This window comes from Streptomyces sp. FIT100, from assembly GCF_024584805.1.
Taxonomy (GTDB): Bacteria; Actinomycetota; Actinomycetes; order Streptomycetales; family Streptomycetaceae; genus Streptomyces.
The window spans coordinates 6540280-6566690 of sequence record NZ_CP075715.1; the positions used below are offsets into that span (position 1 = coordinate 6540280).

Genomic DNA, 26411 nt, shown 5'->3' on the forward strand with positions numbered 1-26411 from the left:
ACGTGATCGATCCCGATGCCGTACCCGTGCCCGGGTTCCGGCCCACCCATGTGGTCCCCGGCGACGGGCTGCCCACCTGGGAGGCGCCGGACATCAACCGCCCCAGCACGGCACTCGACCCGTTCCTGCCGGTCGAGCTCGTCGACCGGCGCGGCGACTGGGGGCACGTCCGGTGCGCCAACGGCTGGGCGGCCTGGGTCGACGGGCGCCTCCTCGTCGCCGTACCGCAGGCCCCGGCGCTCGCCGGTCAGCCGCCCGCCCGCACGGCCGACCCACGGCCGCTGCTCGCCCGTGTGGAGGAGGCGCTGGCCCGCTACCGGCGCGCGGCGGAGGAGCTCGCCGCGGGCCTGTCGGACGGCGAGACCTTCCGCGGCGGGACGCAGGGCCTGCGGGTGGGCGTGGTCGTCGACGGAGAGGCGCTGTGGCTGTACGAGGCGGAGCACGAGCGCTGGGTGTACTGCGACGGCGCGCGGCTGGCCACCTTCGCGACCGCCTCACCGCCGTCGGACGCCGGAGCGCCGGAGGCCCCGGCCGGTCCGGCCGCCCCCGCTCCCGCCGCTCCCGCCGCTCCCGCCGCTCCCGCCGCTCCCGCCGCTCCCGCCGCTCCCGCCGCTCCCGCCGCTCCCGCTCAGGCCGCGCCGGCAGGTGCCCCGCCGCCCACCCGGATCGTCAGCCCGAACGGGCTCACTCCGGGCCCTCCGACGGCCCCCGGCCCCTCGGCCGCCCCCGGACCGCCGACCGCCCCGGGCGGACCGGGCGCGCAGGGTGGACCGGGCGGACCGGGCGGACCGGGCGGACCGGGCGCGCAGGGCGGACGGGACGGCGGCTGAACGGCGGCGGGCGCGATCAGGGCATTCAGTCAGGCAGGGCATTCGGTCAGGGCGCCGGGACCTCGCCGCGGCGCTGGACACGGGTCGCCAGGAGCGCACCGAGGAAGCCCGCCACCAGGCCCCACGCCACCGCCAGGCCCACCGCGGACCACAGCCGCGGCGACAGCGCCACCTCACCCCCCAGCCCCGCCACCTCGCCGATCCCGATCAGGGACAGGCCGTACCGCGCTTCCACCCGCACCAGCAGGCAGACCACCAGCACGGTCAGCGCGAGCGCGACCGCCATGTGCACCGCGTGCCGCCACGGCGGCATCCGCGCCGGCGACCGCACGGCCATCAGGAACGCCGCCGCGACCACCAGCACCGCCGCGATCACCAGCAGCCACCACACCCGTCCGTCCCGTTCGGCGAGCGTCGAGAGATTGACGGTGCCCCCTTCCGGCGTACGCAGCACCTCGTCCAGCACCCGCGGCATCGGCAGCCCGAACGGACCGTCCACCCGCCCGTCCCACGAAGCGCCGAGGCCGAGCGTGAACGCCAGCCACACCAGGTTGGGCAGGCCGAGCAGGATCACCGCGAAGGTACGGCCCGCGTGCCCCTGGGTCGCGGCGACGACCAGGCCGGCGCACAGCCCGAGCACGACGTACCCCAGCAGCAGCGCCACCATCGCGAACGCCGCCGGGCGCACCGACTCCTGGAAGCGCACCAGCCGGGCGGGCAGCGGCGCCTTCCGCGACACCAGGAGCGCCACCGCGACCACCCCGATCAGCCAGAGCAGGCCGAAGAGGAGCGTGAGGCCCGTGTCCGCCGCGAACCCCGCCTGCGGCGAGGCGTCGAGGAGTTCGCCGATGTCGCTGACGATGGAGTCCTCGCCGAGGGGGATGTCGAAGCGGTAGCGGGCCAGGGCGGCCAGACCGGCGAGGCCCAGCAGCCACAGCAGCGCGAGGCGCCCGAAGCGGGCGAGGAGCTCGCCGGTGCCGGCGACGGCGCGATGGCGCAGGGGGCGCAGGAACAGCCATGCCGTCACGAGGGCGCCGACGAGGCTCACCGACAGCGGCAGCGCCGTGAGCTCCGCCTGCGACTCGGCGATGACCCCGGCGTCGCCCGCGAGCTCCACCGTGCCGCCGGCCGCCATGACGACCACGGCGGCGACCAGGTGCGGGGACGCGCCGCCGGGGAGACCGGCGCCGCCCGCCGCCCACAGGCCGAGCGACGCCACCACGACCATGGCGAGGAGGCCCGCCACGACCGCCAGCAGCGCGTCGCCCCAGTCGCGGACGGCGCGCGCGGCGCCGCCCCGGCCGGTCGCCCGCGGGGATCTCCGCGATCCCGGCGATCCCTGCTGGTCCACGCTGCCGCCGTGCTGGCTCACGCTGCCACGGTAAGCAGCGCGGAGGGGCCCCGCGCGCCGGGAGGTCCGACCGCGTCCGCTTGCGGGCGGTACAGAGCGCGAGCACACAATTGGGGCAAAGGTGTCATGGGGCAGAAGGCTCAGGGACCAGGAGGCGTCAGGGAGCAGGAGGCGCCAGGGACCAGGAGCCGTCAGGGGTCAGGAACGAGGAGTCCGTGACCGAGCAACCGCCGTCAGGCCGTCCGACAGGGCCTCCCTCCGGCCCGCTCTCCGGAGGGGAGGCCCCGCCTCCGTCACCGCCCGGACGGTCCTCGCAGCCGCCGGGCGGCCCGCGGGGGACCGGTGGCGGCCCGGGCAGGTCGGGGGCGGGTGGCCCCGGCCGCCCGAGCGGCCCGCCCAGCGGTCCCAGCGGCCCCGGGGACACGGGCGGCGGCCCTCGCCCCGGCCCGCGCGAGGGAGGCGGCGGCGAGCCCTGGTACCGCTCCGTGCCGAAGATCGCGACCGTCGCCGCGCTGGTCGTCGCCGTGGCCGTGCTCGCCATCGTCCTCACCCGCCCCCAGGGCGGCGGCACCCCCGCCGAGGGCGAGGTGCTCCTCCAGGCCGCGTCGAACACCGGCCCCGACCCGTACACCCAGTCCTCGGCCAACGGCACCGCCGAGGCGCCGCCCGCCGCCGTGCCGGCCCCCGACGGGGCCACGCCACCCGGCGGAAGCAAGGTGCGGCCCGTGGACGGCGCGATCCCCGGCCTCTACGGCGGCACCCGCAAGCAGCCCAGCTGCGACACCGAGAAGCAGATCGGCTTCCTGACGGCCGAGCCGGACAAGAACCGCGCGTTCGCCTCGGTGCTCGGCATCGAGCCCGCCGCGGTCCCGGACTATCTGCGCTCCCTGACCCCCGTGCAGCTCCGGGTGGACACCCGCGTCACCTACCACGGCTTCAAGGACGGCGCCGCCGCTCCGCCCTATCAGGCCGTGCTCCAGGCGGGCACGGCCGTCTTCGTCGACGACCGCGGCGTGCCCCGGGTGCGCTGCGCCTGCGGCAATCCCCTCACCGACCCGGTCCTCGTCCAGGGCAACCTCAAGCGCACCGGCGAGCCGTGGGACGGATTCGACCAGTCCAACGTCGTGGTCGTCCGGCCCGCGCCCCAGCCCGTGGAGGACTTCGTCGTGTACGACCCCGCGGACAAGGGCTACTTCTCCCGTGACCGCGGTGGTTCGGCCGAGCACGACAAGCCCGTACCACCGCCGCGCGACCCCTGGACACCGACGCCCGTCCCGGCCACGCCCGAGCCCGGGCATCCGTCGGACGGGAGCCCGTCGACCGGCCCGCCCGAGGAGGGGACCACCAGCGAGCCGGGCACCGGGCAGCCGACGGACCGGTCACCGCCCGACGACACCGGGACGTCGCAGGAACCCGGGAAGCCGGAGTCGCCGAAGGAGCCCGAGTCACCGGGAAAGCCGGAATCGCCGGAGCCGGACAAGCCCGAGTCACCGGCCAAGCCCGAGTCACCGGCAAAGCCGGAGTCCCCGGCGAAGCCCGAGTCGCCGGCCAAGCCGGAGTCCCCCGCCAGGCCCGAGCCCCCGGCCGAGCCCGAGTCTCCGAAGCAGCCCGAACGGACCACGCCGGAGGACCAACTGCCCTACACGCCGCCGCTCGCCCCGGACTCCCGGCCCGCCCCCGAGTCCGAGGCCCCGCGGACACAGCCGCAGCAGCCGCAGCCGGCTCCCCAAGGGCCCGTACGCCCGTGACGAGCCCAGACGGGAGGAGGTGAGCGGGACATGAGAGACCGGCCCGTGCCCGCGTCCTTCCCCCCTGGCCTCTCCGCGGAGGGCAACCGGCATCCGCTGCTCTCGCTCGCCCTGGCCGCGATGCTGGACGAGGTCCACGCCCACTCGGGCGCCGTCTACCTGATGGCACCCGACGGGAAGGTGCTGGAGATGGCCGTCACGGCCGGGCTCCCGAGGGCGTTCGCCGCACCGTGGGAGCGGGTCGGCACGAGCGCGCCGATCCCCGTCGCCGACGCGGTACGCGAGCGGCGGCTCGTCTGGGTCGGCAACGACGAGGAGATGGCCGCCAGCTATCCACGGATCGCGGTCGTCCTGCCCTATCCCTTCGCGCTCGCCGCACTGCCCGTGGCCACACGGGACACGGTCTACGGCGCGGTCTACGTCACCTGGCCCGGCTCCCATCCGCCGACCCTCTCCGACTGGGAACGCGACCACCTCAGCGACGCCTGCAAACGCCTCGCGCTCCGCCTGGAACGGGCCGCCCGGGCGGGCCATCCCGTGCAGGTCGAACCCGATCTGCTCGGCGACATCGCTGCGACGGGAGAGCCGGCTTCCGGAGAGGCGGAGCAGATGGTGAGCCGCATCCCGGAAGGGATGCTCAACCTCGATCTGAACGCCCGGGTCACCTTCGTCAACGACGCCGCCGCGGGGCTGGTGGGCCTCGCCCGTAACCGGCTGGCGGGACGGCAGCTGTGGAGCGCGCTGCCCTGGCTCAACGACCCGGTCTACGAGGACCGTTACCGCGCCGCGCTGATCAGCCAGCAGCCCACCTCGTTCGTGGCCCTGCGTCCGCCCCGTGACTGGCTCTCCTTCCGGCTCCACCCGAGCACCAGCGGGCTCACCGTGCGCATCAAGCCGGCCCGCACGGAGCCCCGGTCCGAGCCGCACACCGGGGACCCGACGGACGTCGGCCCCGCCCGGCTCATCGTGATCTCCCATGTCCTCAGCCTGGCGGGCGGGCTGACGGAGGCCGTGGGCGTGGACGACGTGATCGAGCTCGTCGAGGACGAGTTCATGCCCGCCGTCGGCTGCCAGGCTCTGGTGATGCTCGCCGCGGAGGCGGGGCGGCTCCATGTGCTCGGCCACCGCGGCTACGACGACCCGCACATCGTGGAACGGTTCCACGGAATGCCGCTGACCGCGCAGACCCCGGGTGCGCAGGCGCTGGTGACCGGAGTGCCGTCGTTCTTCGAGTCCCTCCGCGAGCTCGAACAGGTGTACCCGACGCGCCAGACCACGCGCGACGGCATGGCCGCCTGGGCCTATCTGCCGCTCATCTCCTCGGGCCGGCCGGTCGGCACCTGCGTCCTCGGCTACGCCGAACCGCATCACTTCCCGCCGGACGAACGCGCCGTGCTCACCAGTCTCGGTGGCCTCATCGCCCAGGCCCTCGAGCGGGCCCGGCTTTACGACACCAAGCACCGTCTCGCCCACGGGCTCCAGGCCGCCCTGATGCCGCACTCCCTGCCGGAGCTGAGTGGCCTGGAACGGGCCGCCCGCTATCTGCCCGCCAACCGCGGCATGGACATCGGCGGCGACTTCTACGACCTGGTGCGCGGCGACATGGTGCACGGTGACGAGGTCGGGCCGGCGGCCTTCGTCGGCGACGTGCAGGGCCACAACGTGACCGCGGCCGGGCTGATGGGCCAGGTCCGCACCGCCGTCCGCGCCTTCACCGCGGTCGGACAGCCGCCCGGCGAGGTGATGGCCCGCACCAACCGGCTGCTGATCGACCTCGACACCGAGCTCTTCGTCAGCTGTGTGTACGCCCAGCTCGACCTGGTCCGCAACCGGGCCCGGATCGCCCGTGCCGGCCATCCGCACCCGCTGCTGCGCGAGCCCGACGGCTCGGTCCATGTCGTCGACATCCCCGGCGGTGCGCTCCTCGGCATCGACGAGAACTCCCGCTACCCGGTGACCGACGTCCCCCTGCCGCCCGGCTGTGTCCTCGTCCTGTACACCGACGGGCTGGTCGAGGTCCCCGGCATCGACTTCGACGAGGGCCTCGCCGACCTCGGCGCCCATCTCTCCGACGCGGGTGAACTGCCGCTGGAGGAGCTCGCCGACAGTCTGCTCCGGCACACGGAGCGAACCCATGAGCGCGGCGACGACGTGGCGCTGCTGCTGCTGCGGCCCCACTAGGGCATGTCTGACACATTTCGCCTGGCGCGCCCGGCACCTCCGTCGGAGGATCACCCTCGTACTGGACGTCCTTGGACGACCCCGACAGTGCAGCGTGGGGGCACCTCCGTGCCCGAAGCGCTTCGGATGCCGTGCGACGACACGCGCCGGATGCCGTGCGCTCCACTCCGTGGGCAGACGGCGCCATTTGTCAGACACGGCCCAGGGGCCGGCCCCGCGGACCCCGTCCGGGACCCCGGTTCTGAGCCCGGTCCCGGATCGGATCAGGCCCGCGGGGCCTGCCCCTGCACCGGCTGTTCCTCGGCGGCGGTGTGCCGGCGGCGGATGCGCGCCGCGAGAAGGGCCACGTCGTCCTCCGCCTTGTCGGCGCCCAGCTCCCTGACCACCTGGTCGACGAGCTCGTCCACCGGGATGCTGCACGGCATCCGGAGCCCGGTCAGCCGGGCCAGCGACTCGTCGATGTCCTCGCCGCGCCGCTCGACCAGCCCGTCCGTGAAGAGCAGCAGTGTGTCGTCCGAGGTGAGCTCGCGGGTGACGAGCTCGTACCCCCCGAGGCCCGTGCCGAGCGGCGGCCCCGCCGGTACGTCGAGCAGGTCCACCGTCCCGTCGCCGGTGAAGACGACCGGTGGCAGGTGGCCGGCGCTGGAGAACGAGCCGATCCCGCGGGCCGGGTCGACCCTGACGAGCAGACATGTGGCGGGCCGGGCGCTGGTCTCCGAGATGGCGATGTCGAGCTGGCGCAGCACCCGGTGCGGCGGCAGATCGGCCGCGGCGACATCGCGCAGCATGGCGCGGTACGTGTTCATCTCGACGGCGGCGTCCACCCCGTGGCCCATCACATCGCCCATGACCAGCAGGGTCCGCCCGTAGTGGAGCCGTACCGTCTCGAACCAGTCCCCGCCGACCAGATTGCTGCTGCCGACCGGCAGGTAGCGGGTGGCGAACTCCAGGTTGGGGTGCGGCTTGCCGGGCTCGGTCAGCAGGGCGCGCTGCAACTCGACGGTGGTCTGCTGCTCGGCCGCGAACTCCCGGGCGTGCCCGATGGCGACGCCCGCGCGCCGCGCCGCGTCCCGGGCGATCAGGGTGTCGTTCCCGCTGAAGGAGGACTCCGTACGGGCCAGCTGGACGACGCCGAAGACCTTGCCCGACGGTCCCGTCAGCGGCACGGCGAGCACCGCCGCGCGGGCCCCGACGCCGTGCTCGGCGACCGGCAGACCGGACGCGAGCGCCTTCGCGACCGCGGGGCCCGCGGTGCGGCGCTCCTCCCCGTCCCCGTGGCCCTCCCTTTCGTCCGCGTCCCTGTCCCCGTCCGCGTCCGCGTCCGTGCCTGTGTCAGCGGCTGCGGCTGCGTCTTCGTCGTCGACGAACAGCTCAGCGACGCCGGCCGTGGCGGCCCGCGTCAATTCGGCGGGACTCGGGTTCCTGGGCAGCGAGCCCCCTGGCGGCGGTGGCGCTACGACGTCGACGGCCGCGGCCTCCGCGAGCCGGGGGCTGAGGAACCCCACCAGCTCCCGGCAGGTGGTGGCCTCGTCGAGCGAGGTCCCGATCCGTTCGGCGGCCTCGTCCGCCGCGGCGAGCCGGATCCGGGCCAGCTCCAGCTCTTCGTACAGTTCGGGGACTTCCGTCTCGACCACGATGCACAGGACGCCGGTCACGCTGCCGCGGTTCTCCATGCGGATGCAGGTGGTGTGGAAGCCGCCGCCGGGTCCGGTGACCCGGGTGCGGGGGATCCCGTCGTCGAGGACCGACGCCAGTACCTCCGCCGGGCCGAGGTACTGCTCCGCGGACGTGCCGGGGGACCGGCCCGCGAGGTGCTCCTGCGGCTCTCCGGTGATCAGGCAGTAGGAAGGGTTGGCGAAGAGGTAGCGGAGGTCGATCCCGAGAACGGCGGTACCGGCCGTCGTGTCCCGCAGAGCATCCTCCAATGCCCAGGCGCCGGGGCTGTCCGCCTCGGACGTGCGGAGCCCGTGACGGCCCTGGAACCAGTCCCGACGATCGGCTGCCACACGATCACCTCCTCCCCTCACGGGGCGGTGACCCCAGCTTGCTCCACAGCCCCATCAATCGCATCACCTGAGCGGTCGGACCTGCTCGGACCCGCCGGGACGCACTCCGCCCGGGTATCGGCGCGCCCGCCTTTTCGAAGGGCCACAATGGTCCTGTGGAACGCGTGGACGCGGACCGAAGTGATCAGACCGTGATGCGCGCCCGGAGGGTGCCGGCCCTCATCGCGGAGGCCCATGACACGGAGCCCATGACACGGAGGCCCTCGGCGGCGCACTGGGCCGGTGAGGTCAGGCCGGACACCCCTTGCACCCCCTGCCGCACCGTCTACAGCCGCTTGGCCAGCGTCAGCGCGAGCACGGCCTGGTCGTCGTTGTCGGTGTTCGTCGCACCGGCCGACCAGCGCTCCGTGTCGGACCGTACGAACGCCACGACGGCTTCGGGGTCCGGCACCCTGCCCGTCGCGAACCGCTCCGCCAGCCGGTCCAGGACCGGATAGAAGACGCCCGCCGCGTCCCGTGCCTCGCTCACTCCGTCCGTGTGGACGAGGAGCACCTCGCCGGGCCGGAGCGCATGGACCGTCGTCCGCGCTGGGCGGCCGGAGCACAGGCCGCCGAGCCCCAGCGGCAGCGCCGGCTCGGTGGCCAGCCGCCGGACGCCCTGCGGGCCGACGACGATGGGCGGCGGATGGCCGCGGTCGACGATGCGGACCTCCCGGCCCGACGGCGGGAACTCCAGGACCAGCGCCGTGACGAACAGCTCCGGGTCGCCGTCCTCGCCCGGGCTGTTGCGGGCGATGCTGAGTTCGAGACGGTCGGCGAGACTGCCCAGGTCCGGCCACTCATGGGCGGACACCCGGAAACTGCCCAGGACCGCGGCGACCGTCTGCACCGCGTCCATGCCCTTGCCGCGCACGTCACCGATGATGGCCCGCACGCCGAAGGGGGTCGCGCACAGGTCGTACAGATCGCCGCCGACGAGCGTCCCGCCCTCACCGGCCGAGTAGAACCCGGCGGCCCGCACCGGGCCCAGGTCCCGGGGCACCGGCCGCAGCAGGGTCTTCTGCATCGCCTCGGCCACCGAGTTCGCCCGGATCAGATGCTCTCTCGTCCGCTCCCGCTGCGCGGCCAGGGCGATGCTGGCGGCCCCGATGACCACCGTGGCCACGTACAGCGCCACATGGTGCTGCTCGCCGAAGTGCCCCGGGCGCAGCGCCGCCAGCAGCATCTGCAGCCCCAGGCAGACGGCGGTCGCCAGGGCCGTGCCCCGTGGCCCGCGCGTCGCCGCGGCCAGCGGAGGTACGCCGATGAGCAGGAAGCTCACCGGTTCCTGCCCGCGGACGGCGACCTCCGCGACGAGGTCGAGCACGATCGTGAGGAACGGCAGCCACCAGATCCAGTTCTCGCGCAGGGACGGCGGCCGACGCCTTCGGCGCGTACGTCTGTCAGGCATGGGGCGCACCCTCGGAGCCCTGCCCGCCGGGACCGGCCGAGGCGGCCGGATCCGTGTCGCGGAGCGAGTCCTCGATGCGTCCGAGCTGGGCGTTGAGGCTCCTCAGCCATGTCTCCAGGTCGATCAGCGCGGGCAGCGGCGGGGCGTCGTCCGGCGGGGTGAAGGGAGGATCCGGTGTGCGCGGGCGCTGCTGGTCGCCGGTGGCGAGCGCCGCGATCCGGTCGGCGGTGGCGGCCACCCGGACGGCCGCGTCGCGGGCCCATGCCGCGGCGGCGGGCGGGACGCTGACCTCCGGCAGGTCGAAGCGGGGCAGCCACTGGGCGCCGATCAGCACGTGGTTGGCGGCGATGAGCACGGCCTGCCAGTCGGCGCGGGCCGCCGCAGGGGTGGTCGCCGGCTCGCTGCGGTACTGGGCGTACGCGGCCTCCGCGAGCTTCAGCCGGTGCAGGGTGGGCAGCGTGGACGGGGGAGTCACGGTGCCGGGCCGGGGGGCCAGCAGCATGTCCGCCGTCCCGGTGACCAGCGGGCCGCAGCAGCGCAGCAGCGCGGCCATGGTTCTGCGCACCTCCCGCCGGGCACCCGCGGGCCATGCGAGCAGCCCGCACAGCAGGCCGATCACGCTGCCCGTCACGATGTCGAGGATGCGCGCCCCGGCCAGTTCCCAGGAGGCCGGGGCGATCTGGGCGAACGCCGACGCCACGACGAGGGTGAACATCCCCTGCGCCCACGCGATGCCGAGCAGCGGTCCCAGTGAGAAGGCGGCCAGCATGCCGGGCGCGAGCATCACGGCGTACGCCTCGGTGTGCTTCCCGAAGGCGATGAGCAGTCCGCCGGCGACCACGGCGCCCACGAGGTTCCCCGCCAGCACCTTGCGCACCGTCCCCCAGGTCTGCCCGACGGTGGTCGTCCTGCCCAGTGTCAGCACGGCGAGCATCACCCAGAACCCGTGCGGCAGATCGAACGAGCCCGCCACGAGCCGCGCCGCGCCGAGGCCCAGCGCGGTGCGCACGGCGTTCTGGAACTGCACCGACCGCAGCGTCATATGGCCGAACAGCCGCTTCGCCCACAGCCATGCTGTGCTCCTGTCGGCGTACCAGAACAGTTCCTGCGGCTGGATCGGCTCCGTCCGCCGGCGCCCGTCCGCGCCGATCTGTGCGGCGGTCTCCACGATGCGGGCCGACTCGGCGATGCCCAGAACGGCCGACTGCCGCCGCAGCACGCGCACCGGCGGCACACCGTCGGGCGGCCCGGTCGCCTGCTGGAGCCGCAGCGTCTGGAAGTCGACCACCGCGTCGTGCAGCGGACCGGGCTTCGGCGGCATCCTGCCGTCGCGCAGGGCGGCCGCCGTCGCCCGGCAGAGGGTGGAGACCCGGGCCAGGAGCGCGTCCGAGGCGGCTTGGGCGCGCTCCGTGGCGCCGTTGTCGACGGCGGCGCCGCGCGCACCGCACGCCTCGCCTGCGCGTGGCGCGTGTGCGAGTGCGTCGGCGGCGTGGGCCAGTTGTTCCAGCAGCCGGCGCGTGGCCGAGCCCGCCTGGGTCAGGGCCCGGTCCCTGCGTCCGGGGCCCGCGGGGCGTTCGGCCTCGGGGACGTCGGACAGCCGCAGCCGCCGGCCGGCGTCCCGGAGACCGCCGGGGGAGGCGGTGGAGGGGTCCGCCGCCGCGCCCGCCGCGATGGCGAGCGCCTCCGCCATCCGGGCCCGGTACGGGGCGGCTGCCGGAGCGGGCAGCAGGAAGAACTCGCAGGCCGCCAGGGCAAGGAGCCCGGTGGTGAGGCCCGCCAGCCGCAGCCCGAGGGTGTCCGGGGCGTACGGCGGCACGCACGCCAGGATGTAGAAGAGCTGGAGTCCGGGACCCGCCCCGGCGGCCCGTGGGCCCGCGACCGCCGCGAAGGCGAGGCAGAAGCCGACGACCAGCATGCCCAGCACCGCCGCCCAGGTCGTCACCGCCAGCGCGGTTCCCAGCGTGACCAGCAGCAGCCCGATGGGCAGCGATTTGAGAATGACGGTCGCCCGCTGCCGCCCCGAGCCGGGGATCGACGCGAGCCCGCCGAGCGCCACGGGCCCGAACAGCGCGTACAGCGCCATCACGGGCTTGTCGAGCCCGTACAGGTACGCGTAGAAGCCGGCGCTCGCGGCGATGGTCACGCGCAGCGCCCGGTGCAGGACCGCCTTCCGGTCCGGTGCGCCGCTCATGGCGGGCCCTCGCCGGTCCACCCGCCGTCCTCGGGGGCGCGGCCCGCGGACGGCGGGTGGACCGGCGCTCTCCGGGCCGGCAGCGTGCTCCGGCGGCCGAAGACCTCACCCGGTCGGCCCCCCACGAGGGAGAAGGAGCAGACGGCGTGCGGGTAGGCCGGGAGTGTCCACGGGGCGGCCGGCGCGGTGACACCGGAGTCGCCCGCGACGCCGGAGTCGTGCGTGACACGGGAGTCGTGCGTGATGCCGGGGCCGTGCGTGACGCCGGAGTCGTGCGTGACGCCGGGGACGGCCGGGCCGGGGCCGGGGAAGCCGGGACGGGTGCGGAACAGCCCGGGCGTGCCGGCGACGAAGGCCCCCGTCCGCGCGGCCGGTGACGACGCTGCCGACGCTGCGCGCATGGGCACGTTCCTCTCCGCCGACGCCGACCCGACGTGGTGAGCCGGCCGGGACCGGCGAACCGCTCCCATTGTCGGACGGTGCCCCAGGGCACGCAGCCCGTGAAGATCCCACCACCCCCGGAGGGCGACGCGCTGCGGTCCCGCCGCGGGCCGGTCCGGATCGCGCGGAGTGGTGGGCCCGGGCCACCATGGCAGCAGGTCCGAGGGCAGAGGCGGGAGGTCGTACGGTGCACATCCTCCTGCCGGTCTTCTTCGCGCTCGTCTCGGCGCTCAGCAACGCGATCGCCACCGTGCTCCAGCGCCGGGAGGCGCTGAGCGTGCCCAGCTCCGACGGCCTCCGGCCGGGGCTGATGCTCGATCTGCTGCGGCGGCCGCTCTGGCTGGCCGGGATCGCCGCCGTGATCGCGGCCGGTGTCTGCCAGGCCCTGGCCCTCAACACCGGGGCGCTGGCGATCGTGCAGCCCCTGTTCGTCCTCGAACTGCCGCTGGCGCTGATCATCTCCTCGATCGTGATGCGCCGGGGTCTGCCGCGCGCCGGCTGGCTGGCCGTGGCCTGTGTGGTGGTCGGTCTCGGCGTCGCGCTGGGCGCCCTGTCCCCCGTCGGCAACCGCACCGAGGTCCCGGTCGGACGCTGGCTCCCCGCCCTCGTCATCGGCGCGGTCGCGGTCGTCGTCCTCGCCGTCACGGCGCTGCGGCGCCCCCAGGGCCGGACCCGGGCCGCCTGCCTGGGCGTGGCCACCGCGATCAGCTACGCGCTGACGGCGGCGCTGATGAAGGAGGCCACCCACATCCTCGACGACTCCGGGGTCGGGGCGTTCTTCACCGCCTGGCAGACCTACGCCTTCGCGGTGACCGGCGGGAGCGCGCTCTTCCTGCTGGAGAACGCGCTGCAGGCGGGTCCGCTGGTCGCCTCCCAGCCCGCGATCACGCTGGGCGACGCGACGGTGAGCCTCGCGCTCGGCGTCACGTTGTACGAGGAGCACGTGCGCTCCGGCTGGTGGCTGCTGCCGCAGCTGCTGGGCCTCGCGCTGATCTCCTTCGGTGCGGTGGCGCTCGCCCGTATGCCGCTCACCGAGTCGCTCGTGGCGGCGAACAAGGCCCCTTGACCCCGAGCCGACCGCTGTCAACCCGAGGTTGACGCCATCGGGGTGTCAACCTAAGGTTGACATCATGACGACGAACCCGAAGCCGCGCAGCACGGCATCCGTACGTCTCGACGACCTCATCGAGGCCATCAAGAAGGTGCACAGCGACGCGCTCGACCAGCTTCAGGACGCGGTGATCGCCGCGGAGCACCTGGGCGACGTGGCGGACCATCTGATCGGCCACTTCGTGGACCAGGCCCGGCGCTCGGGCGCGTCCTGGACGGACATCGGCAAGAGCATGGGCGTCACCCGGCAGGCGGCCCAGAAGCGCTTCGTGCCGAAGGAGGACGCGGACCTCGACCTCAGCCAGGGCTTCAGCCGCTACACCCCCCGCGCCCGCAGCGCGGTCGTCGCCGCGCACAGCGAGGCCAGGGCCGCGGGCAGCGCCGAGGGCCGCCCCGAGCACCTCGTCCTCGGCCTGCTGGCGGAACCCGACGGTCTGGCCGCCAAAGCGATGATCGCCCAGGGCGTCTCCCTGGAGGCCGTGCGCGAGGCCGCGACGGCGGCGCTCCCCCCGGCGGTCGAGGACGTCCCCGAACTCGTCCCGTACGGCCCCTCGGCGAAGAAGGTCCTGGAGCTCACCTTCCGCGAGGCCCTGCGCCTCGGGCACAACTACATCGGCACCGAGCACATCCTCCTGGCCCTCCTCGAGCACGAGAACGGCGAGGGGGTCCTGAGCGGACTCGGCATCCGCAAGGACGCGACGGAGGAGGACGTGGCGCGCGCGCTGCAGTCCGTGCTCGACGCCCAGCGGGCCCAGCAGCCGCCGCAGGAGTAGACCCGGGCGTGCCGCGGTCGGCGCCCCGCGGTCGGCGCCCGCGTGCCGGGGTGCGCGTGGGGTGTCCCGAAGTGCCAGGCGCCAGCCATTGACCGGAACGGTACAAAAAGCGTTCTATTGCAGGTGAAAGGGGCAATTCGGCTCACAAGGAGGCGTTTTGTAAATGACCACGCACCCGAGCATCGAGCAACACCCCGACCTGGCCGAGATGCGTGCCCGCTTCGAACGGGCGACCACGACTCCCCGCGCCCAGGCGATAGAAACCCTGGCCCTGCTCACGGGCCTCTACCTGGCGGCCTCGCCGTGGATAGCCGGCTTCAACGGCCTGTCCACGCTGGCCGTGAGCAACCTGATCACCGGCGTCGCGTACGCGCTGTGCATGAGCGGCATCGGCTCGGCGTACGAGCGCACGCACTCCATGGCCTGGTGCGCCATAGCCATCGGAGTGTGGACGATCATCTCCCCGTTCGTCGTGTCCGGCAGCGTCGCCACGACGCGCACCATCGTCAACAACGTCATCGTGGGAGTCCTGGCGCTCTGCCTCGGCCTGGCCATGGCCGCGATGACCGGCGGCGGACGCAGGACGGGCGGCGGTGGCGGCCTGCGGTACGGAGAGCGCTGACGCGCCCGTCGTCCCGGGGCGGCGCCCCGCGGACGAGCCCAGTCCCTTGACCCCCGAAATCACGGAAGGACCCCGGCCCTCGTACGTACGGCCGGGGCCCTTCCCCGTGCGCCGCCCTCACCCCTGCGCCCCTGCCGCGCGACCGTCAGTCGCCCATCACGCACGCGATCAGCAGGGCGACATCGTCCTGCCCGGTCCCGGGGCGAAGCGACTCCAGCAGCCGGTCGCACGTCTCCTCCAGCCCCGGACGCGGGCTGTCCAGCAGCCCGAGCAGCACGTCGAGGCGGACATCGATGTCCTGGTCCCGGGTCTCGACCAGCCCGTCCGTGTAGAGCACCAGCCGGTCGCCCGGGTCGAGATCGACGGTCACGGCCCGGAACGCGACGCCCCCGACGCCGAGCGGGGCGCCGGTGGGCAGCTCCAGCAGCTCGGGGCGGCGGCCGGGCCGCATCAGCACCGGTGGCAGATGGCCGGCGGTGGCGATGGTGCACTGCGCCTGATGGGGGTCGTACAGCGCGTACAGGCAGGTGGCGATGTACGACTCCAGGCCGATGGTGATCGCGTCGAGATGGCGCAGCACCTGCGCGGGGTCGAGGTCGAGCGCCGACAGGGTCCGGGTCGCGGTGCGCAACTGGCCCATGGCGGTCGCGGCCTTGATGCCGCTGCCCATCACGTCGCCCACCACCAGCGCCGTCCGGTCCCCGCCGAGCGGCAGGATGTCGTACCAGTCGCCGCCCACCTCGCCCGCCGCACCGGCCGGCTGGTAGCGGGCGGCGACCTCCAGGCCCGTCACGTTCGGCGGCGGCTGCTGCGGGAGCAGGCTGCGCTGGAGCGTGAGGGCGGTGTCGCGCTGCTGCTGGTACCAGCGGGCGTTGTCGATGCACACCGCCGCCCTGGCGGCCAGCTCCGAGGCCAGCAGCACGTCGTCGGCGTCGAACGGCAGCGGGTTGCGGAACCGCTTGAGGTCCAGGGCGCCCAGCACCTCACCCCGCGCGATCAGCGGCACCGCCAGATACGAATGGACGCCGGCCTCGGCCAGCAGTACGGCGGCGTCGTCGTCGCGGGCGATGTCCGGCAGGTCCGCCTCGCCCACCTGGGGGACGACGACCGGCCGGCCGGTCCGCACACACTGCGTGACGAGGCGGTCGGCGTCGTACCGCGCGACCTCGCCGGGCGGGTCGGCCGCCCGGACCGCGGGCGTCGGGTGGGCCGTGGAGACGGCGAGCGCCCGGAAGACCGCGGTGCCGCCGGCCGGGATCTCCTCGCGCCTGCCCTGGACGGCCGAGTCCAGGACGTCCACGGCGGCGATGTCGGCGAGCTCGGGCACGGCGACATCGGCCAGCTCCCGGGCGGTCACCCGCAGGTCCAGAGTGGTTCCGATGCGCACCGACGCGTCGGCGACCAGGCTGAGCCGGTGCCGCGCCCGTTCCGCCTCCATCGCCGACTGGTGCCGGTCGGTCACGTCCACGACCGAGGCGGCGACGCCCAGGATCCGCCCGCTCGGGTCCTCAAGGCGGTACAGCGAGACCGACCAGGCCCGCTCGGACTCCGGGTCGGCCGGGGCCCGGCCGACCACCTGCCGGTCCACCAGCGGTGCGCCCGTCTCCAGGACCTTGCGCATCGCGCCCTCGATGGCGGGGTCGTCCCGGAACGGCACCGTCCCGCCCACCGGCCGGCCGATCTGCTGAGCCGCCGGGACCCCGTTGATCCGTTCGAGTGCGGCGTTGACCGCGACGTAGCGGAGCTCGCCGTCGAGCACGGCGAGTCCGATGGGGGACTGGTCCACGAGGCGTACGGACAGCGCCAGGTCCCGCTCCACGCGGCGCAGCGTCGCCTGCTCGGTGGCCAGGCCCAGCGCGTAGAAGCCGCCGTGCTCGTCCTGGAGCCGCATGTTGCGCATCTCAAGGAGCCGCATGTCGCCGTCCTTGTGGCGGACGGGGAAGACGCCCGCCCAGCTCTCGCCGCTGCCCATGACCCGCGTGAACAGTCCGAGCACCACATCGAGGTGCTCGTCGGCGACCAGCAGCTGCGCCGCGTACTGCCCCAGCGCCTCCTGCGCGGTGTAGCCGAGGAGCTCCTCCGCCGCCGGGCTCCACAGCGCTATCCGGCCCTGGTCGTCGAGGACCACCGCGGCCATCCGCAGGACGTCGAGCAGGCCGCCCGGCGGGGCAGGTCCGAACTCCACCTGACCGGCCGCGGCCGGACCGGCGGAGAACGCGTCCGTGCCACCCATTCCCAAGCAGCTCCTCCCGCCGCCGTCACGGCGTACCCGTGCCCGCCGTGCCCGCCCCACCGGACCCGCGCGCGTTCCATACTCCCTCCGTGACCATGGACACGCACCCCCCGCGCACCGGTCCGTCCGCCCGCCCGCTACGGAGCGTGCGACCGGCGCAACAGTAGTGCGGCTCGCGCTATGTTGAGCACGAAGGGGACAAGAAGGAGGCTGGCGGTGCCATCAGGGCAGCAGGCGCGTGCACAGGCGTCTGCGATCACGCCGGGGCGGCAGTCCCCGGACCTGGAGCCGTCCCCCGCGGACAAGGTCCGCGCGCTGTTCGGCGGCCACCGCCTCTCACCCGGACAGCGGCGCATCGCGCAGTACATCACCGACCACCTCACCGAGGCCGCGTTCCTGTCGATCACGGATCTCGCGGACCGCGTGGGCGTCAGCCAGCCGTCCGTGACGCGGTTCGCGTCGTCCCTCGGTTTCAGCGGGTACCCGGCGCTGCGCGAAGCACTCCAGCCCATCGCGCTCAGCGCGCTCGCCGGCGCCGCGGACGCCGGGGCAGAGCTGCGCCGCAACGAGCTCCAGGCCGCCGTCGACGCCGAGATCGGCAACCTGGAGAGCCTGCGCCGGGTCTTCGCGGACACCGACCAGGTCCTGGACATCGGCCGCGAGCTGGCCCGCTCGGTCCCGCTCACCGTCCTCGGCCTGCGGATCTCCGCCTCGCTCGCGGAGTACTTCGCCTACGGGGCGCGCCGGATCCACCCGGATGTACGCCTGGTCCCGCGCGGCGGCAGCGCGGCGTACGACGCCCTGCTCCAGTCGCGCGAGGCGGGCGGCACCTGGGTGCTGGCCTTCGCGATGCCCCGGCACGCGAAGGAGACCCTGGCGGCGGTGCGGGCCGCGCGCCGCACGGGGCTGCGCGTCGCCCTGATCACCGACCTCACGCTCGGCCCGCTGGTCGACGAGGCCGACCTGACGCTGAGCGCGGGCACCGGATCCCGCCTCGTCTTCGACTCGTACGCGGCGCCGGGTGTGCTGTCGGCCGCCATCCTCCAGGCGATGGCGGACGCCGATCCCGAGCGCACGCAGCAGCGCCTGGAGAAGTACGAGCAGGCCGCGGAGCAGCACGACTTCTTCCTCGACTACTGACCGACCGCTGCGTGGCGGCGCCGCCACGCAGCGGGGTTCTCCCGTCACCCAACAGAATGAAATTTTTCATACCCTTGCTTACTTGGCGGTATATTTGTTTACTGCACTGGCACCCGGACGACACTCCTCCTCGTCGGATCCACGGTGTTCTCGGCGGGCACTCCGCTCCCCTCGGGGTGCCCGCCCCCGGCGGTCCCGGCCGGCCCCTGGGCCGGGCCGTCGGCCGGTCCCCCTCCCCTTCACCAGGCCGGAGAGAGGGCTAGATCACAAGGGCCTCCTCTGCTGCTCATCCGTGTGGCTGGCCTAGCATCCGAGCATGACGGTTCTCCCCGATGACGGGCTCCCGCTCGCTGCCGAATTCCCGGACGCCGCCCATGAGGAGTGGCAGCGCCTCGTGGCAGGCGTGCTGCGCAAGTCGGGCAAGGACGTGTCCGGCGCGGCCGCCGAGGAGGCGCTGGCGACCGCCCTCGACGACGGGCTCGCCGCCCGCCCCCTCTACACCGCGCGCGACTCCGCGACCGGTACGGGGTACCCCGGGTTCGCCCCCTACCTACGCGGCAGCAGGCCGCTCGGCGGCTGGGACGTGCGCCAGCGCCACGAGCACCCCGACCCCGGACGCACCAACGAGGCCGTGCTCGCCGACCTGGAGAACGGGGTCACCTCGCTCTGGCTGACCGTGGGCGGCCCCGGTGTGCCCGTCACCGGACTGGCCCGTGCCCTCGACGGCGTCTACCTCGACCTGGCGGCCGTCGTGCTCGACGCCGCAGGTGACACGCCCGCCGCCGCACGCGAGTTGCTCCGTATCCACGAGGAGCGCGGCGTCCCCCGCGACGCGGCGCACGGCAACCTCGGCGCGGACCCGCTGGGCCTCGCCGCCCGCACGGGCGCCGCGGCGGACCCGGCGACGGACGCGTACCTGACCGAGGCCGCCGACCTGGCGCGCCGCTGCCACGACGGCCACCCGGGACTGCGCGCGCTCACCGTCGACGCGCTGCCGTACCACGAGGCCGGCGCCTCCGCCGCCCAGGAGCTGGGCGCCTCGCTCGCGACCGGCGTGGCCTACCTGCGCACACTCACCGCGGCCGGGCTGAGCGCCGGCGCGGCCTGCGGCCAGCTGGAGTTCCGCTACGCGGCCACCGCCGACCAGTTCCTCACCATCGCCAAACTGCGGGCGGCCCGCCGTCTGTGGGCCCGCGTCGCCGAGGCCGCCGGGGCCCCGGAGAGCGGCGCGCAGCGCCAGCACGCCGTCACCTCGACGGTGATGATGACCCGCCGCGACCCGTACGTGAACATGCTGCGCACCACCCTCGCCACGCTGGGCGCCGGGGTGGGCGGCGCGGACGCCGTGACCGTCCTGCCCTTCGACCACGAGCTCGGCCTGCCCGACGCCTTCGCCCGCCGGATCGCGCGCAACACCTCGTCGATCCTGCTCGAGGAGTCCCACCTCGGCCGGGTCGTGGACCCGGCGGGCGGCTCCTGGTACGTGGAGCGGCTCACGGCCGAACTCGGCGACGCCGCATGGGCGTTCTTCCAGGAGCTGGAGCGGGCCGGCGGCCAGCGGGCCGCGCTGAGCTCCGGACTCGTCGGCGACCGGATCGCCGCCACCTGGAAGGAGCGCAGCAGGCGGCTCGCCACCCGGCGCGAACCCGTCACCGGCGTCAGCGAGTTCCCGCACCTGGCCGAGAAGCCCGTCCAGCGCGAGCCCGCGCCCGAAGCCCCCCGGCACGCCGGTGCCCTGCCCCGGGTCCGCCGCGACGAGGCGTACGAAGCCCTGCGCGCCCGCTCCGACGCCCATCTGGCCGCCACCGGTACCCGGCCGCGCGTCTTCATCGCGGCGCTCGGCCCGGCCTCCGCGCACACCGCGCGCACGGCCTTCGCGTCCAACCTCTTCCAGGCGGGAGGCGTGGAACCGGTGCACGACCCCGTGAGCGTGGACGCCGCCACGGCCGCCGACGCCTTCGCCCGCAGCGGCGCCGCCGTCGCCTGCCTCTGCTCCAGCGACGCGCTGTACGAGGAGCAGGCCGAGGAGGTCGCCAAGGCGCTGAAGTCGGCGGGCGCCGACCAGGTCTTCCTGGCAGGCCGTCCCGGCGAGCGCGCCGGGGTCGACGCGTATGTCTTCGCGGGCTGCGACGCCGTGGCCGTCCTGTCCTCCGTCCTCGACCGCATGGGAGTTGCGGCGTGATGCAGATCCCCGACTTCTCCGAGATCCCCCTGGACCCCGGCACCCCGCCCGTGGCCGCCACCGAGGAGCAGTGGCGCGCGGCCGTGGAGGAGACGACCGGCGGCAGCGCCGACGAGCTGCTCTGGGAGACCCCGGAAGGCATCGGCGTCAAGCCGCTGTACACCGGCCGCGACCTGGAGGGCCTCGACTTCCTGGACACGTACCCGGGCATCGCCCCGTACCTGCGCGGCCCGTACCCGACGATGTACGTCAACCAGCCCTGGACGATCCGCCAGTACGCCGGCTTCTCCACGGCCGAGGAGTCCAACGCCTTCTACCGGCGCAACCTCGCCGCCGGGCAGAAGGGCCTGTCGGTCGCCTTCGACCTGCCCACCCACCGCGGCTACGACAGCGACCACCCGCGCGTCACCGGCGACGTCGGCATGGCGGGTGTGGCCATCGACTCCATCTACGACATGCGGCAGCTCTTCGACGGCATCCCGCTCGACCGGATGACCGTGTCGATGACGATGAACGGCGCCGTCCTGCCCGTCCTCGCGCTCTACATCGTGGCCGCGGAGGAACAGGGCGTACCGCCCGAGAAGCTGGCCGGGACCATCCAGAACGACATCCTCAAGGAGTTCATGGTCCGCAACACCTACATCTATCCGCCCAAGCCCTCGATGCGGATCATCTCCGACATCTTCGCGTACACCTCGCAGAGGATGCCGCGCTACAACTCCATCTCCATCTCCGGCTACCACATCCAGGAGGCCGGGGCCACGGCCGACCTGGAGCTGGCCTACACGCTCGCCGACGGCGTCGAGTACCTGCGGGCCGGGCAGGAGGCCGGCCTTGACGTGGACGCCTTCGCGCCACGGCTGTCCTTCTTCTGGGCGATCGGCATGAACTTCTTCATGGAGATCGCCAAGCTGCGGGCCGCCCGGCTGCTGTGGGCCAAGCTGGTCAGGCAGTTCGACCCGAAGAACGCCAAGTCGCTGTCGCTGCGCACCCATTCGCAGACCTCCGGCTGGTCGCTCACCGCCCAGGACGTCTTCAACAACGTCACACGCACCTGCGTGGAGGCGATGGCGGCCACCCAGGGCCACACCCAGTCGCTGCACACCAACGCCCTCGACGAGGCGCTCGCCCTGCCCACCGACTTCTCCGCCCGCATCGCCCGCAACACCCAGCTGCTGCTCCAGCAGGAGTCGGGCACCTGCCGGGTGATCGACCCCTGGGGCGGCAGCGCGTACGTCGAGAAGCTCACGTACGACCTCGCGCGCCGGGCCTGGCAGCACATCCAGGAGGTCGAGGCGGCCGGCGGTATGGCCCAGGCCATCGACGCGGGCATCCCGAAGCTCCGCGTGGAGGAGGCCGCGGCCCGCACCCAGGCCCGGATCGACTCCGGCCGTCAGCCGGTGATCGGCGTCAACAAGTACCGCGTCGAGAACGACGAGCAGATCGAGGTCCTGAAGGTCGACAACTCCTCCGTCCGCACCCAGCAGATCGCCAAGCTGCGGCGGCTGCGCGAGGAGCGCGACGAGACCGCCTGCCAGGACGCGCTGCACGCGCTGACCCGGGCCGCCGAGGGCACCGGCAACCTGCTGGAACTGGCCGTGAACGCCGCCCGCGCCAAGGCGACCGTCGGCGAGATCTCCGACGCCCTGGAGAAGGTGTACGGGCGGCACGCGGGCCAGATCCGTACGATCTCCGGCGTGTACCGCAACGAGGCAGGGCAGTCGCCCTCCGTGGACCGCACCAGGAGCCTGGTCGACCGCTTCGAGGAGGCGGAGGGCCGCCGTCCGCGCATCCTCGTCGCCAAGATGGGCCAGGACGGACACGACCGCGGCCAGAAGGTGATCGCCACCGCCTTCGCCGACCTCGGCTTCGACGTGGACGTCGGCCCGCTGTTCCAGACCCCGGCCGAGGTGGCCCGGCAGGCGGTCGAGGCGGACGTCCATGTCGTGGGCGTGTCCTCGCTGGCGGCAGGCCATCTGACCCTCGTCCCCGCGCTGCGCGAGCAGCTCGCCGAGGAGGGCCGCGACGACATCATGATCGTCGTGGGCGGCGTCATCCCGCCGCAGGACGTCCCGACCCTCCTGAAGATGGGCGCGACAGCGGTCTTCCCGCCCGGCACCGTCATCCCCGACGCGGCCCACGACCTGGTCGAGCGGCTCGCCGCGGCACTGGGCCACGAGGGCCTGTAGCCGCCCATGCCCCTCGACCTGGACAGCTACGTGAAGGGCGTGCTCGACGGCAGACGAGCCTGGGTCGCCCGCGCGATCACCCTCGTCGAGTCCACCCGCGCCGACCACCGCGCCCTGGCCCAGCGGCTACTGACCGAACTGCTGCCGCACACGGGCAGGGCGCGGCGGATCGGCATCAGCGGGGTGCCCGGCGTGGGCAAGTCGACCTTCATCGACGCGTTCGGCACCATGCTCACCGGCCTCGGCCACCGGGTCGCCGTCCTCGCCGTCGACCCCTCGTCGAGGCGTACGGGCGGCTCCATCCTCGGCGACAAGACCCGCATGGAACGCCTCGCGGTCGACCCCGCAGCCTTCGTCCGGCCGTCGCCCTCGGCGGGCACGCTGGGCGGCGTCGCCAAGGCGACCCGCGAGTCCATGGTCGTGATGGAGGCGGCCGGCTACGACGTGGTCCTGGTGGAGACCGTCGGCGTCGGCCAGTCCGAGACCGCGGTCGCCGGCATGGTCGACTCCTTCCTCCTGCTCACCCTCGCCCGCACCGGCGACCAGCTCCAGGGCATCAAGAAGGGCGTCCTCGAACTCGCCGACGTCATCGCCGTCAACAAGGCCGACGGCCCCCACGAACGCGACGCCCGCGCCGCCGCCCGTGAACTCGCGGGCGCGCTGCGGCTCATGCACCCTGTCGATGCCGCCTGGACCCCGCCGGTGCTGAGCTGCAGCGCCCGCGAGTCCGCCGGCCTCGACACCGTCTGGGACCGGCTCGAACAGCACCGCGCCCTCCTGGACGCGGGCGGGCGCCTCGCCGCCAAGCGCCGCGACCAGCAGGTCGCCTGGGCGTGGTCCATGGTCCACGACGAGCTCCTCGGCCGGCTGCAAGCCCACCCGGCGGTACGGGCCCTCGCTCCCGTGCTCGAACAGCAGGTCCGGGAGGGGGAGTTGACGGCGACGGGGGCGGTGGAGCGGCTCCTGGGGGCGTTCGGGGAGACGCCCGGGCAGCCGGGCGAGGACCAGTGAAGTGTGGCGGGAATCCGCCCCCATGAGCCCGGGGGTTGGCCCGCGTCATCGACGGGGTCGCGTCCCTGGTGGCGGCGGAGGTTCGCGGCAAGGGGCGGGCCAGGCGGATCAACCCGCGGGCAGTCGTTATCGGTCAGCTCCTGACAAACGGCCCAGTTGAATACGGTAGAAGAGGTAGCTTCTGCCCGTAACGCGCTGAAGCGGGCGGGCCCCTCACGGCCGGCGCCGCCTCTGTGCGCTGCGACCAAGACAGGGCGGGCACGTCGACGCGCCCCGATGACGAGCGCATCAGGCGCGTCGGGTGCCGCCCAACGGCCTGAAGGGGGAGAACAATGCGACCGAGTGTGATGACGAGGACTCTCGTCAGTGTCACTGCTGCCGTCGGTATCGCCGCCGGGAGCCTGGCGGGGGCGAGCGCGAGCTTCGCGGCGCCCGCGCCGGTGTCGAAGCCTGCGGTGAGTTCCGAAGCTGTCGTTCCGCTCGCGGTGGTCAACCTCGGCCTGAGCACGACGCAGGCCAAGTACGTCCAGTGCTGGCTGAAGGCGAACTGGGGATACACCGGGGCGCTCGACGGTCAGCTGGGCACCAACAGCTGGAAGGCGTTCCAGCGCAACCTCAAGGCGCACTGGGGGTACACCGGCGCGATCGACGGAATCGTCGGCAGCGGCACGGTGAAGGCGCTGCAGCGTCTGCTCAAGGACAGCTGGGGCTACACCGGTGCGATCGACGGAATCGCCGGTTCGGGGACCCAGGCCGCGTTCAAGCGGTTCGCCGACGCCTGCAGCGGCTGGTGCTGAGCGGCCTCCCGTGTGAGCGCGTAGGTTCGTTCTTCGCGCTCTGACCTCAGAGACGGCGGTCTTGGCGTGTCTCCCAAGGCCGCCGTCGGAGGCGAGGGCTGTCCTTGCTCTCGCCCCGCTGGTCGACAGCGCGGTCGTCGCGTACGTCGCCTCGGGGCATGTCTCCTCCGGTGCTGTCCGGTGTTGTGGTGCCGCGGAGCGTGAACCGCCGTACCAGCGTGCCGGTCGGCCTCGAACACGCGGTGGACGACCGCGCGGACTGCGCACGGTCCGCCCGGCAGCGACCGTCGCCGGTGTGCCGCTGCCGGGCGGACCCTCAGCCCGCTGGTCAGGTCCTCAGCGCCGGCCCTGGTCCAGGGCGGCGACCTCCCGTACGGCACCGGCGATGCCGCGGAAGTCCTTGCGCAGGATCGCGCCGTGGTTGCTGTCGACCTTCGCGTGGACCTTGATGTGCGCGTTGCGGGCGGTCACCGTATCGAGGCTGGTGCGTATCCGTTCCTGCTCATCGCCGCGACTCCCGAGGGACGTCCCCGAGGCGACCACGTATCGCACCGGGACGGTGATCCCGTCCAGCAGGGGGCCCAGCTCGCGCTCACGGGAGAGCCTGCCGAGCTCGATGTTGCTGTCCGCCTGCTGTTCGGCGGTCATCCGCGGCGTCAGGCCCGTCGGGCGCAGCAGCGGCGTGAACCATCCCATGCGCCGGAACAGCTTCCGGATCCGCTGCTCCATGGCCTCGTCGAGCCAGTCGTACGGGAACGCGCCGTCGACCAGGACCGCGCCCACGGTGCGGTCCGGATTGCGGTCGGCCCAGTGTGCCGCGACCATCGCTCCGTAGGACCAGCCCACCAGCAGCGCCCGGTCCACACCCCTGGCCGCGAGAACGGCATCGACGTCCCGGACGGCGGCCTCGAAGGAATAGTCCGCCGAACGCTTCGACTTCGTGCCGCGAGCGCGCTCGTCGTAGGTGATGTGCCGCCACCCCGAGCCGAGTTCGGCGACGGCCCGACGCCAGTACCCCTGGGTGGCGAACTGGCCGTTGAGGTACACCACAGGGATACCGGGGCCGCCGGTGTCGGTGACGGCCAGGGCCGTGTCGTCGACCGGCACCATGCCGGTCCACTTCGTGTCGGTCGAGGAAGTGCTGTCCTTCGTCATGTGTCCCACCTGGTCGTGTAAGGGGTCTTGGGCGACTGCTTCAGGCACTGCACACGGATCGCAGGCCGCTGGATCCGACCGGCTGTCATCCGGACCGCGTCGGCTCCTGCTTCACAGGCTGCGGGCGGTGATGTCGCCGTGGTCGGTGGTCGCGTGGACGGTCAGGCCGGCCGCGGTGCCCTCGGTGTTCTTCAGGGAGTTGTGGATCCGGCCGGTGCCGGTGCCGGCGTCCAGGGAGGCGGAGACCCCGCGGGCGGCGCCGACCGTCACGTCGCCCATCCGGGTGCGCAGCACCACCGTGCCGGAGGTGGCCTCGGTGATGTGGATGTCGCCCTTCTGGGTGCTGATCTCCGCGGGTCCGGTCAGGCGGCCGACCGTGATGTCACCGGCGTGGGCGGTCAGGCGCACGCTCGCGGCCTCGTCGATCCTGACCGTGCCGTGCGCGCCCTCGCAGGCGATGTCACCGAGCCGTCCGACGCCCCGGAACTCGGCGGCGGCTGCCTTCGCCTCGATGCGGGAGCCGGCGGGCAGCCGGACCGTCACCTCGATCGATCCGGACGCGCCGAGGATCTGGTTCTTCTCTGTGGGGGCCGTGATCCGCAGGACGCCGCCGCCGAATTCGACCTCGGTCCGCTCGGCCGCCTTCACGTCGCGGCCCTTGGCGGCGTCGACGGGCAGGATCTCGACGGTGGTGTCGGCCCGGTCGGCGGCGATGACCTGGATGCGCCCGGCGGGGATGTCCAGGACGGCGGAGATCGCGGCGGGGGTGTCGAACGTCTGCATGATGCTCTCCTCGTGTGCTCGTCGTTTCTGACACCGGAAACGCTACGTTGCGTTCAAGGTCGGGGCAACTAGTTCGTTGCGAAGAGATTGCGTAAGCACAGGTCAGGGTGCAGATTTCATTGCAACGGATGTAAATCTAATGCAATGCCAGCTGCTCCGGTCGTTGCATTGGACTATGGGTGAACGCTACGCTGACGGCATCAGGGACGGGCGGAAGG

The 26411-nt window shown here is 73.6% G+C and carries 19 protein-coding genes; 11 read left to right on the plus strand and 8 right to left on the minus strand.

Annotation, left to right across the window (positions count from 1 at the left end):
- The first annotated feature begins 2 nt into the window (after nt 1–2).
- Nucleotides 3–830 (plus strand): hypothetical protein, encoded by an 828-nt coding sequence (locus tag KK483_RS29330; protein ID WP_262008222.1) that lies wholly within the window; start codon nt 3–5, stop codon nt 828–830.
- Between the two features lie 46 nt (nt 831–876).
- Here KK483_RS29330 and KK483_RS29335 read toward each other — a convergent pair whose 3' ends face one another.
- Nucleotides 877–2202, minus strand: a complete 1326-nt coding sequence (locus KK483_RS29335) for a streptophobe family protein (RefSeq protein ID WP_262008223.1) — start codon at nt 2200–2202, stop codon at nt 877–879.
- 464 nt (nt 2203–2666) lie between these two features.
- Here KK483_RS29335 and KK483_RS29340 point away from each other — a divergent pair, with 464 nt between their 5' ends.
- Nucleotides 2667–3929 (plus strand): DUF6777 domain-containing protein, encoded by a 1263-nt coding sequence (locus KK483_RS29340; RefSeq protein WP_262008224.1) that lies wholly within the window; start codon nt 2667–2669, stop codon nt 3927–3929.
- 30 nt (nt 3930–3959) lie between these two features.
- The gene (locus KK483_RS29345; protein WP_399015272.1) at nt 3960–6110 is read left to right on the plus strand and encodes a SpoIIE family protein phosphatase; all 2151 of its coding nucleotides are present in this window, start codon (nt 3960–3962) and stop codon (nt 6108–6110) included.
- Between the two features lie 263 nt (nt 6111–6373).
- Here KK483_RS29345 and KK483_RS29350 read toward each other — a convergent pair whose 3' ends face one another.
- From KK483_RS29350 to KK483_RS29365, 4 genes are all read right to left on the minus strand, one after another.
- On the minus strand, nt 6374–8116 hold the full coding sequence (locus tag KK483_RS29350; protein WP_262008225.1) for a PP2C family protein-serine/threonine phosphatase: 1743 nt from the start codon (nt 8114–8116) through the stop codon (nt 6374–6376).
- A 325-nt stretch (nt 8117–8441) separates the two neighbouring features.
- Nucleotides 8442–9566, minus strand: a complete 1125-nt coding sequence (locus tag KK483_RS29355; RefSeq protein ID WP_262008226.1) for a PP2C family protein-serine/threonine phosphatase — start codon at nt 9564–9566, stop codon at nt 8442–8444.
- The gene (locus tag KK483_RS29360; RefSeq protein WP_262008227.1) at nt 9559–11757 is read right to left on the minus strand and encodes an FUSC family protein; all 2199 of its coding nucleotides are present in this window, start codon (nt 11755–11757) and stop codon (nt 9559–9561) included. The genes KK483_RS29355 and KK483_RS29360 overlap by 8 nt, the downstream gene beginning before the upstream one ends.
- Nucleotides 11754–12158, minus strand: a complete 405-nt coding sequence (locus tag KK483_RS29365) for a hypothetical protein (protein ID WP_262008228.1) — start codon at nt 12156–12158, stop codon at nt 11754–11756. Before KK483_RS29365 ends, KK483_RS29360 begins: the two co-directional genes overlap by 4 nt.
- 227 nt (nt 12159–12385) lie before the next feature.
- On the opposite strand from KK483_RS29365, the gene KK483_RS29370 reads away from it, so the two are divergent.
- The 3 genes from KK483_RS29370 (at nt 12386) to KK483_RS29380 (ending at nt 14703) form a co-directional block, all read left to right on the plus strand.
- Nucleotides 12386–13264 carry a DMT family transporter gene (locus tag KK483_RS29370; RefSeq protein WP_262008229.1) on the plus strand — a complete coding sequence of 293 codons (879 nt, stop codon included), beginning with the start codon at nt 12386–12388 and terminating at the stop codon, nt 13262–13264.
- Between the two features lie 64 nt (nt 13265–13328).
- The gene (locus KK483_RS29375) at nt 13329–14081 is read left to right on the plus strand and encodes a Clp protease N-terminal domain-containing protein (RefSeq protein WP_262008230.1); all 753 of its coding nucleotides are present in this window, start codon (nt 13329–13331) and stop codon (nt 14079–14081) included.
- Nucleotides 14082–14244: 163 nt separating this feature from the next.
- On the plus strand, nt 14245–14703 hold the full coding sequence (locus KK483_RS29380; protein ID WP_262008231.1) for an SPW repeat protein: 459 nt from the start codon (nt 14245–14247) through the stop codon (nt 14701–14703).
- Nucleotides 14704–14848: 145 nt separating this feature from the next.
- Here the strand turns inward: KK483_RS29380 and KK483_RS29385 are convergent, their stop codons facing one another.
- Nucleotides 14849–16936: a SpoIIE family protein phosphatase gene (locus tag KK483_RS29385; protein WP_262008232.1), complete on the minus strand. Its 2088-nt coding sequence runs from the start codon at nt 16934–16936 to the stop codon at nt 14849–14851.
- Between the two features lie 216 nt (nt 16937–17152).
- Between KK483_RS29385 and KK483_RS29390 the strand changes: the two genes are divergently transcribed.
- The 5 genes from KK483_RS29390 (at nt 17153) to KK483_RS29410 (ending at nt 24255) form a co-directional block, all read left to right on the plus strand.
- A complete protein-coding gene (locus KK483_RS29390; protein ID WP_262008233.1) occupies nt 17153–18076 on the plus strand; it encodes a MurR/RpiR family transcriptional regulator in 924 nt (307 codons plus the stop codon).
- Between the two features lie 316 nt (nt 18077–18392).
- Nucleotides 18393–20258: a methylmalonyl-CoA mutase subunit beta gene (locus KK483_RS29395; RefSeq protein ID WP_262008234.1), complete on the plus strand. Its 1866-nt coding sequence runs from the start codon at nt 18393–18395 to the stop codon at nt 20256–20258.
- Entirely contained in the window at nt 20258–22447 is a 2190-nt protein-coding gene (gene scpA / locus KK483_RS29400) for a methylmalonyl-CoA mutase (protein ID WP_262009733.1), read from the plus strand. The genes KK483_RS29395 and scpA overlap by 1 nt, the downstream gene beginning before the upstream one ends.
- Before the next feature lie 6 nt (nt 22448–22453).
- A complete protein-coding gene (meaB, locus tag KK483_RS29405) occupies nt 22454–23458 on the plus strand; it encodes a methylmalonyl Co-A mutase-associated GTPase MeaB (RefSeq protein ID WP_262008235.1) in 1005 nt (334 codons plus the stop codon).
- A gap of 332 nt (nt 23459–23790) precedes the next feature.
- A complete protein-coding gene (locus KK483_RS29410; protein ID WP_262008236.1) occupies nt 23791–24255 on the plus strand; it encodes a peptidoglycan-binding protein in 465 nt (154 codons plus the stop codon).
- A gap of 336 nt (nt 24256–24591) precedes the next feature.
- Here the strand turns inward: KK483_RS29410 and KK483_RS29415 are convergent, their stop codons facing one another.
- Together KK483_RS29415 and KK483_RS29420 are read right to left on the minus strand one after the other, a co-directional pair.
- Nucleotides 24592–25410 (minus strand): alpha/beta fold hydrolase, encoded by an 819-nt coding sequence (locus KK483_RS29415; protein WP_262008237.1) that lies wholly within the window; start codon nt 25408–25410, stop codon nt 24592–24594.
- 111 nt (nt 25411–25521) lie between these two features.
- Nucleotides 25522–26193: a DUF4097 domain-containing protein gene (locus KK483_RS29420; RefSeq protein WP_262008238.1), complete on the minus strand. Its 672-nt coding sequence runs from the start codon at nt 26191–26193 to the stop codon at nt 25522–25524.
- Nucleotides 26194–26411 lie beyond the last annotated feature (218 nt).